The organism is Brucella cytisi (assembly GCF_038433355.1).
Lineage (GTDB): Bacteria > Pseudomonadota > Alphaproteobacteria > Rhizobiales > Rhizobiaceae > Brucella > Brucella cytisi.
In genome coordinates this window covers 222,030-236,833 of the sequence record NZ_JBCAUP010000011.1, presented here as the reverse complement: position 1 = coordinate 236,833, position 14,804 = coordinate 222,030, and the positions used below count along the sequence as shown (strand labels likewise).

The following is a 14,804-nucleotide window of genomic DNA, read 5'->3' as shown; positions in this document are numbered from 1 at the left end:
ATTACTCGATGATCGAGGAGACGATGCCTGCACCGACGGTGCGGCCGCCTTCACGGATAGCGAAGCGGAGCTTCTCTTCCATGGCGATCGGCACGATCAGGGTGACGTCCATAGCGACGTTGTCGCCAGGCATAACCATTTCCGTGCCTTCCGGCAGCGTGACAACACCGGTCACGTCCGTCGTGCGGAAGTAGAACTGCGGACGGTAGTTCGTGAAGAACGGCGTATGACGGCCACCTTCGTCCTTGGTCAGAATGTAGGCTTCTGCCTTGAACTTGGTGTGCGGCTTCACAGAACCCGGCTTGCAGAGAACCTGGCCGCGTTCAACGTCTTCACGGCCAACACCACGGATCAGAGCGCCGATGTTGTCGCCAGCCTGGCCCTGATCGAGCAGCTTGCGGAACATTTCAACGCCGGTAACCGTCGTCTTCGCCGTCGCCTTGATGCCGACGATTTCAACTTCTTCACCAACCTTGACTATACCGCGCTCAACGCGACCCGTCACAACCGTACCACGGCCCGAGATCGAGAACACGTCTTCGATCGGCATCAGGAACGGCTGGTCGATCGGACGTTCCGGGGTCGGAATGTAGTCGTCAACAGCGGCCATCAGCGAACGAACGGCGTCTTCGCCCAGTTCCTTCGAAGAATCTTCCAGAGCAGCAAGAGCCGAGCCCTTGATGATCGGAACTTCGTCGCCCGGGAAGTCGTACTTCGACAGAAGTTCGCGTACTTCCAGTTCAACCAGTTCGAGCAGTTCTGCATCGTCAACCTGGTCGCACTTGTTCAGGAACACGACGATTGCCGGAACGCCAACCTGACGAGCGAGCAGGATGTGCTCACGGGTCTGCGGCATCGGGCCGTCAGCGGCCGAAACAACCAGAATTGCGCCGTCCATCTGGGCAGCACCGGTGATCATGTTCTTCACATAGTCAGCGTGACCTGGGCAGTCGACGTGTGCATAGTGACGGTTCGGCGTTTCGTACTCGACGTGTGCCGTCGAGATCGTGATGCCGCGGGCGCGCTCTTCAGGAGCGGCGTCGATCTGGTCATACGCCTTGAACTCGCCGAAAAACTTCGTGATCGCTGCAGTCAGCGACGTCTTGCCATGGTCAACGTGACCAATCGTGCCGATGTTAACGTGGGGCTTCGTACGTTCGAATTTGCTCTTTGCCATCGCCGTTGTTCTCTTTGTTCTAGAACCGCTCAAGCGCCAGCACAAAAGCCTTTTGGCTTTCGGGCCAGCATTTATGCCAAAACGGAACGGCGAACCGCCCGTCGATGATTCCTTACACGCCAAACCGCTCTGAAAAATTTGGAGCGGGTAGCGGGAATCGAACCCGCGTATTCAGCTTGGAAGGCTGCTGCTCTACCATTGAGCTATACCCGCGCACTCTTAACTCTGATCCGACAGTGGTGGAGGGAGTTGGATTTGAACCAACGTAGGCATAGCCAACGGATTTACAGTCCGTCCCCTTTAACCACTCGGGCATCCCTCCAGATAACACTATCAGCAGAGTCGAGCGACTAGGCATTTCCGCGGGGTTCTGGCTGACTGTTGGGCCAGCCGTCGATCCGCGAGGGGCCTTATGACGATAAGCTTATCCCCTGTCAACAGGGTAAAAGCGAAAAGAATGCATGTCCGTCCACAACGTCGTGGAAAGATCCTCTTCCACGCTCCTGTTCCATAGGCTCAAACGCCCGCATTTCTCAGGATTTTCCAGCCATCAGAGATTATTTTGCAATCAGAACAGCCTGATAGCAATCACAGGTGAAGTCGCTATCTTCCGCTCACCTAAAGAGTTATAAGCACGCCATGACCGATCAAAACTCGCCCCGCACCCCAAAAGATTCTCATTATGCGCGCCTGCGCCGCCAGCATCGCGACCAGAAGGCCGTGACCGAAGGCAAATCACCGCGCAAATCGCAGCGTCCTTCCATTTCGGCAGGTGCCGTGACTGAGGGAACCGTACGGCTTTATGGCCTGCATACAGTCCGCGCCGCCGTGGAAAACTCGGAACGCAAGATATTGCGCATGCGCGCGACGCGAAACGGATTCGCTCGACTTGAGATCGGAGAGGCTGAATCTCTCCCCTTCCCTGTCGAAATCGTTGATCCGCGCGATATCGACAAGGAAACCGGTTCCGAGGCCGTCCATCAGGGCGTCATGATAGAAGCTGAGCCGCTGCGCGCCCGTAAACTGTCCGAACTTAAGGACAGCCCGCTGCTTCTCGTTCTCGATCAGGTTACCGATCCGCACAATGTCGGCGCTATCATGCGTTCAGCCGTCGCCTTCGGAGCTGGCGCGCTGATTACGACAAGCCGTCACAGCCCGCAGGAAACCGGCGTTCTGGCGAAGGCCGCCTCCGGTGCACTCGAAATGATCTCTCATATCGAAGTGCGCAATCTGGCCGAAGCGATTGAAGAACTGCACAGCCTCGGGTTCCAGACCATCGGTCTTGATTCGGAAGGGCCACAGGAAATGGAAGCCACCTTGTCCGGCGGACGAATCGCCCTGGTACTGGGTGCAGAAGGCAAAGGCCTGCGTCAAAAGACGCGCGAAACAGTCACCGCGCTTGCCCGCCTCGACATGCCGGGCGAAATCAAGTCGCTCAACGTATCGAATGCGGCAGCAATCTCGCTTTACGCTGCTGAGCGATATCTGCGCGCGTTGATTCGAGTATGACTCTTCAATGAAATGCCTCCCGGCCGGTTTTCTGCCGGGAGATATAGAATCGCGATGACCCGGAGCGGTTCCAGCTCAAACAGAAGCGTGGAACCGCTCTATCTCTTTGTTTGTACGCATTATCCTACGCGAAACCGCTTCGCACTGTCGCTGGAAATGCTCTCAGGCAGTGGCGATATAGGTGCGAATATCTTCCGCCTCGCGCTCAACATCTTCGATGCGCCGCTTCACAACGTCACCAATCGAGATGATTCCCACGAGCTTGCCATGTTCTTCCACCGGCATATGGCGGAATCGGCTTCGTGTCATGATTTCCATCACCTGATTGATCGTGTGATGTTCGCGACAAACCTGCACTTTTGCCGTCATGACCTCGGTGACCGGCATGCTCATGGCCTTGGTTTCTTGAGCGGCGACAGCACGCACCACATCGCGCTCTGACAGGATTCCCTTAATTCGACCGGCCTCGTCGCACACCACCAGAGCGCCGATCTTGTGTTTGTTCAACATGGCGACAGCGTGGGATAGTGTATCGGCAGGTGCGATAACCACTACATCCCTGCCCTTTGTCTCGAGAATCGATCTTACGGTCATGCCAAAGTCCCTCCAAGATTTAGCACTCGCTGCTTCTGGCGTTCAAACGCCATATGAAGCAGAACGCAGCTCCTCCCACCACGTTCCATGATGGTGCGCTTCGACCGTCCGATTAGCAAGTGGCATCAAATGGGGAGAAGGCTTTGTCAAAGCCAAAAGAGTGCAGAACCTATCGCCTCAGCACGGCATCATAGCTGCGTGGGCGGTCCATCAGTGAAATACCGAAGAAGCCGGCAATGAAGCCGCCTATATGCGCTTCCCAGGCAATGCTGGAAAGGTCCGCCCCGCCAGTCGAATAAAGACCGGTAATGATGTTGATCAGGAACCAGACACCCACAAAAGTCAGGACGGGCTTCAGCGTCAGGGTCAGCCCCACCGGAAGAACGGGGCCTGCGAATTCCGATCTGCGTCCATGGCCGATGCGACGAAAACCGTAACGCGCCGCTGCACCCATCATTCCCGAAATCGCGCCCGATGCGCCCACCAGTGGCGAAACACTGTCCGGATAGATCGCATAATGGGTCAACCCGGCAATCACCGAAGTGAATATCCAGAAAACGATCATTCGTCCGGTACCGATGCGCCCGGCCAACGGGGAACCGAAAGCCGCAAGCCAAATCATGTTGACGGCAATATGGGCGAAGCCGCCATGCATGAAGGAATAGCTGATGAGCGTAAAAAGTGCGGCGGGATCGGTGAACCCGTCCGCCAGCGAGAACCGCGCCGGAATGAGCGCGAAGTTCAGCATGAATTCATAGTTCTGCTGCTCGCTGATGAGGTAATTCTGGTAAATATAGACTGCGGCGCAGAGGCCAATCAGAGCGAGAACAACGCCCGGAATATTGAACATCGGCTCACTACCGCCCGACCGGCGGTTACTGCCGTTCATTTCCGGCTGGGGAACGCTCATGAACTGCTGCTTTCTATTTTATGCGAAGCACCGCAATTGGATCGAAGGAGCCTTTTGCGTCTGGTCGATGCATGTTGATAGGGCAGAATTTGTTAAAAATAAAGGCCGACGGACGTTCCCGGTCGGCCTTCACGCGAACAGAAATCTTTCGCGAAATTAAATCTGGAGCTCAGAAAAACGCCAACCAAGTCAAAGGCTTCGTCTGATGTCCTATCAAAGCGCGTCTTTCAGTGCCGTGCAACCATTACTTATTATTAACCTTAACGAACGAGCCCGGTGGATGAAGAAAGGGTTAAACTGGCATCCTCGCCGTTAATACTATTTTAATGCGTTCAACAGCGGAGCCAGCCTCCGCGTGCAACGGACAAATCAACGGCGCATGATGAAACACCGCAGTACGATCGCGATTTTCACCGAATGGCAGCGTTTGGCCCGCACTGAAAGCGGTTTCTTTCGCGCGCCGATGCGCGAACAGATCGAGCCGCGCAAGCTCGGGCGCCATCTGTCCGACCTCTTCTTCCTTGAGGCTGAAAAAGACGGCGACCTGTCGTTTCGTCTGGCGGGAACACGCATCTGCACCCTTTTCGGTCGCGAACTGAAGAACACACGGTTTCTCTCGCTCTGGTCCGAGCGGGACCGGGCAGCCCTTGGCGAACTGTCGGAAAATGTAAGTAGCCTGGAAGTCCCTGCCCTCGTTTCGCATGTGGGAATCAGCATGTCCGGGCGAAGCCTCGGGCTGGAAATGTTTCTCGCCCCACTGGAGGCGCCAAACGGGCAGATCAGCCTGCTTGGCAGCATCGCCGTGCTTGATTCCGTCGCGTGGGTCGGAGCCGATCCAATCGTCCTCGGGCATTTGAATTCCATCGACCCGGTGGCGCCCGATCTGATTCTTGCGGATGACATCCGAAAATCGGCTGCCATCACGGTGAATGCACCCCGAACAGGCCGGGAGTGGACGAATGTTCGCCTGACGCAGCCACAGGAGCACGCCGCTCCGAAATTGCGCGTCATCAAGGGCGGCAAAGCCTGACGTAGGGTTGAAATCGCGATTTCTCTTTATCAACGGCTGCTGTATTGTGACGGATAATAAGAGTACCCAATTTCGAGATGGATCGGCTTTGATGAATAGATTTGCTGCGGCATCTCCTGCAAGCAATGTGCGGCAGGAAAATTTCAACGCCGTGAATGTCGATCTCAACGGTCGCTACATGCTGGAAAATCGCAGCGAATTTCCCTGCATCATCAAGCGCATGTCGCCGGGAACTGCGCTCATGAGCGGCATTGCAACGCCGCGTAACGGCGAACGGATCATCGCCTATATCGATCACGTGGGACGGATTGAAGGAATTGCCAACGAGGTTACATCCGAAGGTTTCCACATTCTCCTGTCGACCTCCGAACAGAAGAAAGACAAGCTTTCCGCACAGTTGACCTGGCTTGCCAACAAGCACGAACTTGCCCTGCCCGAAGATCGCCGTCACGAACGTGTCGTGCCGCGCAAGACCCAGCAGAACATTACTTTTGCCGATGGCGCCCAAAGACTGTGCCGCATTGCGGACCTTTCGCTTTCCGGTGCGGCAATCGAAAGCGAGTTCAAGCCCGCGATCAAGAGCGGCGTCATGCTTGGACCGATCCGGGGAACTGTCGTCCGTCATTTCCAGGGCGGTTTTGCAATCGAATTCGCCACCATCCAGACCAGCACAACACTGGACAATCTTTTCGGCTGAAAGATCCGCCCAAAAGATGAACGCGTGTCAAGGTTACGGAATGGCAAACCGCGAAATGCCCGCAATCACGAAAAAGCCGCAAGAACAGCCCATTTTGCCCTGAATTTGTCCGTTCGTTGACAAAAAGTTTCAGCGTTATTTGCACTTTTAATCGAATTTGACTCGCATTTTCGCGCGCAAATTTGCGTGCCTTCAAATTGTCTAAGTCATCTTGGTCTCCAACAGGGAGACAAAAGAATGACAGAACAAACAATCATCGCAGCCATCCTGATGCTGCTTGGAATCGGACTGGCAGAGGCAGCAAGCCCCGCCTCCAATTCACCGTGGATGACGACCGACGAACGCACTTCGCAGCCGATTGGCCACTACGAATTCTGCGATCGCTACAAGTCCGAATGCAACATCACCAGCCGCAACAGCAATATGCTGAAGCTGACACCGGAAATCTGGAAACAGATCATCGCGGTCAATGCGAGTGTCAACGAAAAGATTGCGCCGATGACCGATATGGAAGCCTGGGGTCGCGAGGAATACTGGGAATATCCGACAACAGTCGGCGACTGCGACGACTACATGCTTTTGAAGCGTCGTGAATTGATGGCGCTCGGCATCCCGGCAAATACGCTGCTTTTCACAGTGGTTCGCCAGCCAAACGGTGAAGGTCATGCGGTTCTGACCGTTCGCACCGACCGCGGTGACTTCATTCTCGACAATCTCGATACCCGCGTCCTCGCCTGGAACAAGACCGACTATACCTATCTCAAGCGCCAGTCGACCACGAACACCGGTAGCTGGGTCTCGATCAAGAGCGACCGCGAACTCTTGGTCGGCAGCATCAAGAACTAACCAAAAGACAAAACAAACAAGGACGGGTCGTCAGTCTCCCTCTGGCCCCGTCCTTTTTCTTTTCAGGCCGGCTCCAGCCCACGCATGAAAGACCGGCCCTTCTCGACGTAATGCTCCGCGGAAAGTCTGAGTTTCTCGACCGCAGCATCGTCCAGTTCCCGGAGGATTCGCGCAGGAGAACCGACGACCAGCGAATTGTCCGGTATTTCCTTGCCCTCTGTCACAAGCGCCCCTGCCCCGATCAGACAATTCTTTCCGATCTTCGCGCCATTGAGAACGATGGCTCCCATGCCGATCAATGTGTTGTCGCCAACGGTGCAGCCATGAAGTATGGCCCGATGCCCGATGGTGCACCCTGCACCGACTGTGAGCGGAAAGCCGATATCGGTATGCATGATGGTGTTTTCCTGAACATTGGTGTCATCGCCAATGGTGATCGGCTCATTATCGCCGCGCAATACGGCACCGAACCAGAACCCGGCATTCTCACCCACAACGATCTTGCCGATCAGGGTCGCATCAGGCGCGATCCAGTTGCTGCTGCGGTCCGCGAATAGCGGCTTGTGCCCGTTATATGCATAGATCGGCATGTTCTTCCTCCATCAGCAAACTCGATATTGAATCGCTAAGCCGTTTCAAGCAGTCATACAAGCACGACTTCACGCTCTGTTAACCATAAAAGACCGATATTCTTTTGCAATATCATCACCATGACACCCAGATGGAAACAGCACCAGATTACACCGCCTCGAAAATGGGAAGCCGCCACTTCGGCTGGCTGCTGTTGGCGGTTATCGTCCTGATTCTGCTTTCGGTTGCCGTAAATGTTGGCGGGCGTCTGCTTGGTCCGCTGCTTGCGCGCGGCGGACACTCCGACAGCACGCACGCTTATGAAATCATCATTGGCAACAATGTCCTGTCGATTCCAGCCAATATGATCCGCTTTTCGAACCAGCGACGTGACGGGGTAACGGGGCGTCTCGATCTTTATGCCCGCTGGCCGGGGCTTACCGGCTATACGGAACGCGACCGCGCCATCTTCAACCTTCTCACTTCGAAGCGGCATCTCATTTTCATGTCTATCGAACAGCGAACCATGTCCCGCGACATGAGCGGGCGCTATCTGCCCATCTATGCCGAGTTGATAGACCCGAACGGGGAAACCGCCCCCGGAAACCTGACGGTACACCGTTTTCTGGAAAGCAGCGGTTACAAGGGCGAGGAACTCGTCTTGTCCGATCCGAGCAGCGGCAAGCCGGAATTCGTTGCACGATGTCTTGCGGATAGCGGTGCGGAAAGCTTCAATTCATGCGAGCGCGATGTCCAGTTCGGCCGCGACTTGCAGATACTTTATCGCTTCCCCCGCTCCATGCTTGGCGAATGGAAGTCACTGGACAATGCGGTCGTCAATTTTGCCAACGCTCATCTTCTTGACGGCAAGCCCGCCGACTGACACCGAACAAAAATGAGCGATGGAGCGGCTGCCAGATAGATTGCAGGCCCAAACAACCACACCCATCCGTTCCAGCTGGCTGCAGTTCTCATATAAAGGGCTGTAAAGATTGCCGGCCCTGCGACGGCACTGATATTTGTAAGACTTCCCAGCATCCCCTGAAGCGCGCCTTGCTTGTCTTGACTGGTCTTATCCGACAGGACGGATTGCAGAGCTGGCATCGCTATCCCGCCAAATGCCAGCAAGATGAGGATTGGCACAGTCATCCATCCTTCTGTCGCGATCGCGAGAGATGCCATGCCCAGCCCATCAGCCGCTATTCCGATGATTATCGTATATCCAGCTCCAATTGTTGCGACGAGACGCCCCGTACCAAGCCATTGAAACATAGCATGCAGCAAACCGAACGCCGCAAGTGACAAGCCGACATATGTCGTATCCCAATGGAAACGATCTTCAGTGAATATCACCCATAAGGCAGCTGGTATTTGCCCTACCAATTGCAGGAGAAAGAAAACCCATAGCAACGGTTTCAGCCCCTTCTGCACACCCGATGGCATAAGAGCGCCATGAAGTCCCTTCGCCTGAGGCTCCGGTTTGGTTGTTCGGCGTACCTCCGGCATCACAAGGTAGACAGATAGGGCCATAAGACCGTTGACCGCGGCGGCGGCCGCAAATGGAGCTGTCGGTGATATACTTCCTAACGCGCCGCCAATGACCGGTCCAAGAATCATACCGCCGCCATAACATGCGCCCAGCCAGCCAAAAGCTCGAGTACGTGCGCCCTCTTCCACCGTATCCGCTATGCAAGCCCCTGCAACCGCCATCGTTGCCCCCATCATGCCCGATAGGATGCGCCCGACATAAAGAACCCAGAGATGAGGGGCGGCAGACATGATGGCATAGTCGATCATCGCACCAATGAGCGAGCCAAGCAGGATCGGCTTCCGGCCAAACCGGTCGGACATTTGCCCCAGAACTGGGGCAAAGAACACCTGCATCAGTGCATAAAGAGACAGCAACACGCCATAGTGCCCCGCCACATCGTCGGAATGAGCCACATCCCGTAGCAAACTGGGCAGGACAGGCATCACCAGCCCGATTCCCACCGCGTCCAACGCAGTAACGGCGAGAACAATCATCAATGTGCGTTTCATGCCAGCCTCACAATTTATCAACGATAAGGAACTGGACTTAAAATTTATCAATGATAAATTGTCAAGACACAACTGATTTGGTGAGCGCATTGGCAAAACTGCACCGTGATGTCGTGATACAAACGGCACTGGAACTATTGAACGAGGTTGGAGAAGAAGGCCTGACGACCCGTCGTCTGGCGGAACGGCTGGGTGTGCAACAACCTGCTCTCTACTGGCATTTCAAAAACAAACGTGTGCTGCTGGATGCCCTTGCGGAAACGATTTTGGCAGAGCATCACGACCACGCCTTACCCCGCGCTGGGGAGAACTGGCGTCATTTTCTGATTGAAAATGCACGTAGTTTCCGGCGGGCATTGTTGACTTATCGTGACGGTGCGCACATTCACGCCGGAACCCGCCCGAATAACAATCAGGCGGGACAGGCGGATGCCCAGATCGAGTTTTTGATTCAGGCAGGCTTTGCACCCGCAAAAGCAGCACGCGCGCTAATCGCCATAAGCCATTATGTTGTCGGTTCAGCGCTGGAACAACAGGCCGACATCCACGAAAGCGTGCCGAACGATGCCGTAAGCATCAATGCGACATCGGAAATTGCCAAAACCATAGCAATACTGGATGCAGATGGCGCAGAAAATCTGTTCGATTTTGGCTTGATGCTATTAGTCGACGGACTGGAACGACATCGGCAGTCCTGAGCGCTTCTACTCTCCGTTCAACTCCAGGAAAGCTCTTTGTCCACCTTCCCTGAACTTGACCTTGATGAGCGGAACTCCGCTCAAAAGATGCTCCTCCGTGGCAGCCAGCACGATCTCCAGCTTTAGTATTTCTGCCGACCCAAGAAACTTCCAGCATCCTTTTCCCGCGAGAAGCGAGTAGTTGTGGTCCACAACATAGGCTGCAGCGGCGTAAGCGCCGTCGCATTTCCCGATGCTTTGCGGTTTTCATCGAGGATCTCAATGACCGACCGTGAGCCATCGTCCTGCTCGGTTTCGATAGCGCCGAGGACTTCTGCGCGCGCCGCTAAGGACAGGACCACCAAAAGCATGGCCAATGAAAAACCGAATTTCATAAAGACAACCAAGGGTCAAAACTATCTGGCGTTCTCAGGGATAATCGCAAATCTCATAACCGCTCAGCTCTGATTCCACGCCCGCCTTGATCCAGAAGAAAACGCTGCCTTCGCTGGTCATATGGGCGGTGCATAAAGCGACGACATTTTCCTTGCCGACGGGCGCCTTGCTCGCGCAAGAGGCTTTCCAGCTCACGATCCGCTCGATGGAATCCTTCTTGATATCGGGAAATCCGAAATAGATGGTTTTGAAGTTCTCTGCGAGCTTCGGGCAGGTTCCGTCATCCTCGATAGCCTGGGCACGGACGACTGATGGCAGCATGACAGAAAGGGCCAGCGTGGCAGCGATGATCTTCATGAATCCTCATTAGTCATATCTGGAGTCATATCTGGACAACAAAACGCCCTCTCCATAGGAAAGGGCGTCAAAGAACATTCCTGCCCGGCATCAGCGTCGTTTGCGACGCGGTTACCGCGACCGATCAAAGATCGACGTCGAGAATGGCCATCGAGAAATTGTAGGAGAGTTCGCCTTCATCCTCGTCCTTATAGACCAGGCCTAGGAATTCGTCGTTGAGGTAAAGCTCGGCGGAGTCGTTCTTGCGCGGACGCGCCTTCACCTGCAGGCCGGGATTATTGAAAGTCCGTTTGAAATAGGCGTCCAGTTTTTTGAGTTCTTCGGGTTTCAACCGGCTTCTCCTGATATTGAATTGAGCCGGTTTATTGCACCCGGCAATTTCCTATGTAAACCCCCGATAAACGGGGACTCAAGGGATGTTGGCGTCCAATAGCCTCTTTAGACAGAATATAGGCCGCCTACTGGAAAAAACCAGCAAGCGGCCTTGTTCAAACTGCAACGATACGATGTATCGCCTAAATCCCTTCGCCCAGCATCTGGTCCATGACGCGGGAAGGCTCGGCGCAACCCGTATCACCCATGATCCGGGCCGGTACACCGGCTACCGTGACATTGTTCGGAACAGGCTTCAGAACCACTGAACCAGCAGCGATTTTCGAGCAATGACCGACTTCGATATTGCCAAGAATTTTCGCGCCAGCACCGATCAGCACACCGTGACGGATTTTCGGATGACGGTCGCCGCTCGATTTGCCCGTGCCGCCGAGTGTGACACCGTGAAGAATCGAAACATTGTCTTCGATCAACGCTGTTTCGCCGACCACAAGTCCGGTCGCATGATCAAGGAAAAGGCCGCTGCCAAGCCGTGCGGCCGGATGAATATCGGTCTGGAAGATCGATGACGAGCGGCTTTGCAGATAATAGGCAAAATCCTTGCGGCCTTCATGGTAAAGCCAATGCGCCAGACGATGGGTCTGGATCGCATGGAAACCCTTCAGATAAAGGATAGGGTCCATGAAGCGGCTATAGGCCGGATCGCGATCATAAACCGCCTGAATATCAACGCGGACAATCTGGGACCAATCCGGATTGGCATCCAGCATCGCGTCAAAGGTCTGGCGCAGAATATCGGCGCTCAGATCGGCGTGCCCGAGACGTTCAGCGATACGATGCATGACCGCATCTTCCAGGCTCGGCTGGTTGAGGATCGTCGCATAGAGGAACGTGCCCAACACGGGATCGTTCTTGGCCGCTTCCTCCGCTTCGGCACGAATGGAATGCCAGATGGGATCGACCTGACCCAGACCGGGGGTCGCTTTCGCTGATGTGCGAACGGACATATGCATACTCCAGTTTTGCACCGCGCGAGGAGGAGACGACAGCCGAACTTTTCGCTCAGTCCCCACGCCGCAATACGAGTTCGGCGCGCAGCATAACTTAAAATGCTTTGCCTTGACACAGCCGAATTTGACGCGCCCGGTTGGCGCATTCTTTGTCCAAGATCAACCTCGGTTCAAAGTGGGTTTTCTTTCAAAAATTTCAACACCGCCTGCTTGTAGACCTTGTCACCAACGGCCAGCATATGGTCGCGGTCCGGAATATCGACGGCCTGTCCATTTGGCAGAAGATCGGCGAGTTCCTGCGCGCTGCCTGCAATATCATCGGTCGTGCCGACGGCCACGAGAACAGGCTGCATGATGCGTGCAATCGCGGCAGCGGGAACCAGCTCCTTGGAGGTAATCACGCAGGCTGCAAGGGCGATACGGTCACTCTTGGTCTGGTCGGCAAATTTCCGAAACATCTGCCCACGTGGATGCGTGATCGTGGTCGGATCTTCTGCAAGCAGCGCCTCGCCAATAGGCTCCCAGTCGCCAGCGCCAGTCACCATACCGATGCCAAGCCCACCGAAAACAGCGCTATGAACGCGCTCGGCGTGTTCAATCGCCAGAAATGCGGTGATGCGTGCGCCCATGGAATAGCCCATGACATGCGCCTTTTCGATCCCGAGATGATCGAGCAGGGCTGCGGCATCAGCCGCCATTTTTGTCGGCGTGTAATCGTCAGCATCATGGGGCTTCGCGGAAAGCCCGTGCCCACGATTATCGATGGCGATAACGCGATATCCGGCTTCGGTCAGCGTACGGAACCAGCCGGGAGAAACCCAGTTGACGAGACTTGAAGAAGCGAAGCCATGAATGAGCAGGATCGGATCGCCTTCTCCGTCCTGACGATATGCCAGACGCAAACCGTCATGTTCGAAATATTCGATATCGAGGGAACTCACCTGATTATTCCTCTTGATTTTAGTACAGCAGCGTCACGACCGGCATTCGCCACAAATTACGCGATGGACCGCTTTGTCACCAATCTTTATGCCGGTTCGTTTAACCGTACCGGCCAGAACCTCCACGACATACGCTGCCGGAACTTCAGATGAAATGATATTTTCGGAGAATGGCACCGCATTTTCGTGAATGGCCGATACGCGTCCCTTGTCATCAAGGAAAATCATATCAAGAGGCGACGGTGTATTCTGCATCCACATCATGACACGGCGCATTTCTCCGAACACGAAGATCATGGCGCGATCCTTGGGAAAATCCGTGCGCCACATCAGGCCGCGCACACGCGCATCGTCGCTTTCAGCCACCTCCAGCGCAAAATTTACCTTGTTGCCATTGGAGGTAATGAATGTCAGCGGTTCCTTGTCGACCGGCAGCCGCATCGGCTGTGTCTCATCGGCCTGAGCAACGAATGCGAAGAAAACAAATGCAAAAGCGAGAAAAATGCGGCCCATACCCTGCCCACTCAGATCAACAAACTGGCTTGTAAACAAACAGGCTTGGAACCTATCAACGGGACAGAGTGACGACAAGACCGCTCAGGCCGCACAAAGCGGCCTTCACCTGCTTGTTACAAGAATTGAGAAATTTGGCGCGCTTTTAACGGTCGTGCCCTAGAGCCGTTCTGGTTAAAGCGGAACTATTGGAACCGCTCTATCCATTTGTTTTTAAGCATGTCTTTACCCCGAAACCGGTTCCCACTTTCGGGAGACATGCTCTAATGCGAAACTGGAATTGCCGTGCCGATATCCGGATGGATTTCAGCCGCCATCAGGCCCTTGTCGCCTTCGCCGAAACGAATAAGAACGACCTGACCGGGGCGCAGTTCCATCATGCCGAAACGACGCAGCGTTTCCATATGGATGAAAATATCTTCCGTCCCCTCGCCGCGCGTCAGGAAGCCGAAGCCCTTGGTGCGATTGAACCACTTGACGATCACGCGCTCAAGGCCGCTCGACGGCGTAACAGTCACATGAGTGCGCTGCGGCGGCATCTGCGCCGGATGAACGGCGGTAGACGTATCCATCGACAGGACGCGGAAACATTGCAGGCCGCGATCGCCATTGCGAACTTCACAAACGATGCGCGCGCCTTCCAGAGCAGTCTGGAAGCCGTCGCGACGCAGTGACGTCACATGGAGAAGAATGTCATTAAGGCCCGGCTGGTCTGGAACAATGAAGCCGTAGCCCTTGGCTACGTCGAACCATTTGATATGGCCCGAGACTTCGATGATATCGCCCAGCTCTTCCGAGGCGTGCTGGCTGTGAAACTGGTCATTAGACACAGACTTGTCCGCCATGCGTTCGCCCCTCCTCTGTTCTTCCGTTGCGATTCCGACCTGATTCTTGTCCAAAGAATAACACTTCCTTAACCGGAGGCGGCAAGCCCAAACTTGCATCCGTCCCCATGAAGACCACAGACTTCACAACTTCATGGTTACTTTTCCCGGCACAGCAGCGTTTGAAACTGACCCACCACCTGAAATATGGCCGGTCGTCAATTTGGCAATGACATGTTCAGGACATTTCCGGTCACATCTGCTGCTCAAAATTTTTGAACGTCACTCTGTCCATGATAACTTGACGTTCGGCCTCCGACATCGGATTCGATGTCCTTGCGTTTCCCGAACGTCAGCCGTCCTGAATTACAACAGCCGAG

The 14,804-nt window shown here is 54.8% G+C and carries 18 protein-coding genes and 2 tRNA genes; 6 read left to right on the top strand and 14 right to left on the bottom strand.

Going from position 1 to position 14,804, the window contains the following annotated elements:
• Window position 1: 1 nt before the first annotated feature.
• The 3 genes from tuf to AAE521_RS12790 form a co-directional block, all read right to left on the bottom strand.
• Window positions 2–1,177, bottom strand: a complete 1,176-nt coding sequence (gene tuf, locus AAE521_RS12800; protein ID WP_012091906.1) for an elongation factor Tu — start codon at window positions 1,175–1,177, stop codon at window positions 2–4.
• 139 nt (window positions 1,178–1,316) lie between these two features.
• Window positions 1,317–1,390: transfer RNA gene (locus AAE521_RS12795), tRNA-Gly, on the bottom strand.
• 24 nt (window positions 1,391–1,414) lie between these two features.
• Window positions 1,415–1,499 (bottom strand) — tRNA-Tyr (locus AAE521_RS12790).
• Window positions 1,500–1,816: 317 nt separating this feature from the next.
• Here AAE521_RS12790 and rlmB point away from each other — a divergent pair.
• A complete protein-coding gene (rlmB, locus tag AAE521_RS12785) occupies window positions 1,817–2,686 on the top strand; it encodes a 23S rRNA (guanosine(2251)-2'-O)-methyltransferase RlmB (protein WP_342061474.1) in 870 nt (289 codons plus the stop codon).
• 162 nt (window positions 2,687–2,848) lie between these two features.
• Here rlmB and AAE521_RS12780 read toward each other — a convergent pair whose 3' ends face one another.
• A complete protein-coding gene (locus tag AAE521_RS12780) occupies window positions 2,849–3,280 on the bottom strand; it encodes a CBS domain-containing protein (RefSeq protein ID WP_012091904.1) in 432 nt (143 codons plus the stop codon).
• Window positions 3,281–3,449: 169 nt separating this feature from the next.
• Window positions 3,450–4,190, bottom strand: coding sequence for a rhomboid family intramembrane serine protease (locus tag AAE521_RS12775; RefSeq protein ID WP_029928849.1), 741 nt, complete (start codon window positions 4,188–4,190; stop codon window positions 3,450–3,452).
• Window positions 4,191–4,572: 382 nt separating this feature from the next.
• Between AAE521_RS12775 and AAE521_RS12770 the strand changes: the two genes are divergently transcribed.
• The 3 genes from AAE521_RS12770 (at window position 4,573) to AAE521_RS12760 (ending at window position 6,763) form a co-directional block, all read left to right on the top strand.
• On the top strand, window positions 4,573–5,220 hold the full coding sequence (locus tag AAE521_RS12770; RefSeq protein WP_342061480.1) for a PAS domain-containing protein: 648 nt from the start codon (window positions 4,573–4,575) through the stop codon (window positions 5,218–5,220).
• A gap of 91 nt (window positions 5,221–5,311) precedes the next feature.
• Window positions 5,312–5,917, top strand: coding sequence for a PilZ domain-containing protein (locus AAE521_RS12765; RefSeq protein WP_342061473.1), 606 nt, complete (start codon window positions 5,312–5,314; stop codon window positions 5,915–5,917).
• A gap of 237 nt (window positions 5,918–6,154) precedes the next feature.
• Entirely contained in the window at window positions 6,155–6,763 is a 609-nt protein-coding gene (locus tag AAE521_RS12760; protein WP_342061472.1) for a transglutaminase-like cysteine peptidase, read from the top strand.
• Between the two features lie 62 nt (window positions 6,764–6,825).
• Here AAE521_RS12760 and AAE521_RS12755 read toward each other — a convergent pair whose 3' ends face one another.
• Window positions 6,826–7,353 (bottom strand): gamma carbonic anhydrase family protein, encoded by a 528-nt coding sequence (locus AAE521_RS12755; protein ID WP_342061471.1) that lies wholly within the window; start codon window positions 7,351–7,353, stop codon window positions 6,826–6,828.
• Between the two features lie 131 nt (window positions 7,354–7,484).
• Between AAE521_RS12755 and AAE521_RS12750 the strand changes: the two genes are divergently transcribed.
• On the top strand, window positions 7,485–8,216 hold the full coding sequence (locus AAE521_RS12750; RefSeq protein WP_342061470.1) for a hypothetical protein: 732 nt from the start codon (window positions 7,485–7,487) through the stop codon (window positions 8,214–8,216).
• On the opposite strand, the gene tet is transcribed toward AAE521_RS12750, so the two are convergent.
• Window positions 8,186–9,373 carry a Tet(A)/Tet(B)/Tet(C) family tetracycline efflux MFS transporter gene (gene tet / locus AAE521_RS12745; RefSeq protein WP_342061469.1) on the bottom strand — a complete coding sequence of 396 codons (1,188 nt, stop codon included), beginning with the start codon at window positions 9,371–9,373 and terminating at the stop codon, window positions 8,186–8,188. The genes AAE521_RS12750 and tet overlap by 31 nt on opposite strands.
• Before the next feature lie 80 nt (window positions 9,374–9,453).
• On the opposite strand from tet, the gene tetR reads away from it, so the two are divergent.
• Window positions 9,454–10,071 (top strand): tetracycline resistance transcriptional repressor TetR, encoded by a 618-nt coding sequence (gene tetR, locus AAE521_RS12740; RefSeq protein ID WP_342061468.1) that lies wholly within the window; start codon window positions 9,454–9,456, stop codon window positions 10,069–10,071.
• A gap of 122 nt (window positions 10,072–10,193) precedes the next feature.
• Here the strand turns inward: tetR and AAE521_RS12735 are convergent, their stop codons facing one another.
• From AAE521_RS12735 to AAE521_RS12705, 7 genes are all read right to left on the bottom strand, one after another.
• On the bottom strand, window positions 10,194–10,445 hold the full coding sequence (locus AAE521_RS12735) for a hypothetical protein (RefSeq protein ID WP_342061467.1): 252 nt from the start codon (window positions 10,443–10,445) through the stop codon (window positions 10,194–10,196).
• Between the two features lie 34 nt (window positions 10,446–10,479).
• Window positions 10,480–10,803: a hypothetical protein gene (locus tag AAE521_RS12730; RefSeq protein ID WP_342061466.1), complete on the bottom strand. Its 324-nt coding sequence runs from the start codon at window positions 10,801–10,803 to the stop codon at window positions 10,480–10,482.
• A gap of 124 nt (window positions 10,804–10,927) precedes the next feature.
• Complete coding sequence (locus tag AAE521_RS12725) at window positions 10,928–11,134, bottom strand: DUF3126 family protein (protein ID WP_010659890.1); 207 nt, start codon at window positions 11,132–11,134, stop codon at window positions 10,928–10,930.
• A gap of 184 nt (window positions 11,135–11,318) precedes the next feature.
• The gene (gene cysE, locus AAE521_RS12720) at window positions 11,319–12,143 is read right to left on the bottom strand and encodes a serine O-acetyltransferase (RefSeq protein ID WP_071630118.1); all 825 of its coding nucleotides are present in this window, start codon (window positions 12,141–12,143) and stop codon (window positions 11,319–11,321) included.
• A 173-nt stretch (window positions 12,144–12,316) separates the two neighbouring features.
• Entirely contained in the window at window positions 12,317–13,087 is a 771-nt protein-coding gene (locus AAE521_RS12715) for an alpha/beta fold hydrolase (protein ID WP_342061465.1), read from the bottom strand.
• Between the two features lie 33 nt (window positions 13,088–13,120).
• Window positions 13,121–13,600, bottom strand: coding sequence for a DUF192 domain-containing protein (locus AAE521_RS12710; protein ID WP_071630116.1), 480 nt, complete (start codon window positions 13,598–13,600; stop codon window positions 13,121–13,123).
• A 263-nt stretch (window positions 13,601–13,863) separates the two neighbouring features.
• Window positions 13,864–14,445 carry a cold-shock protein gene (locus tag AAE521_RS12705; protein WP_010659886.1) on the bottom strand — a complete coding sequence of 194 codons (582 nt, stop codon included), beginning with the start codon at window positions 14,443–14,445 and terminating at the stop codon, window positions 13,864–13,866.
• Window positions 14,446–14,804 lie beyond the last annotated feature (359 nt).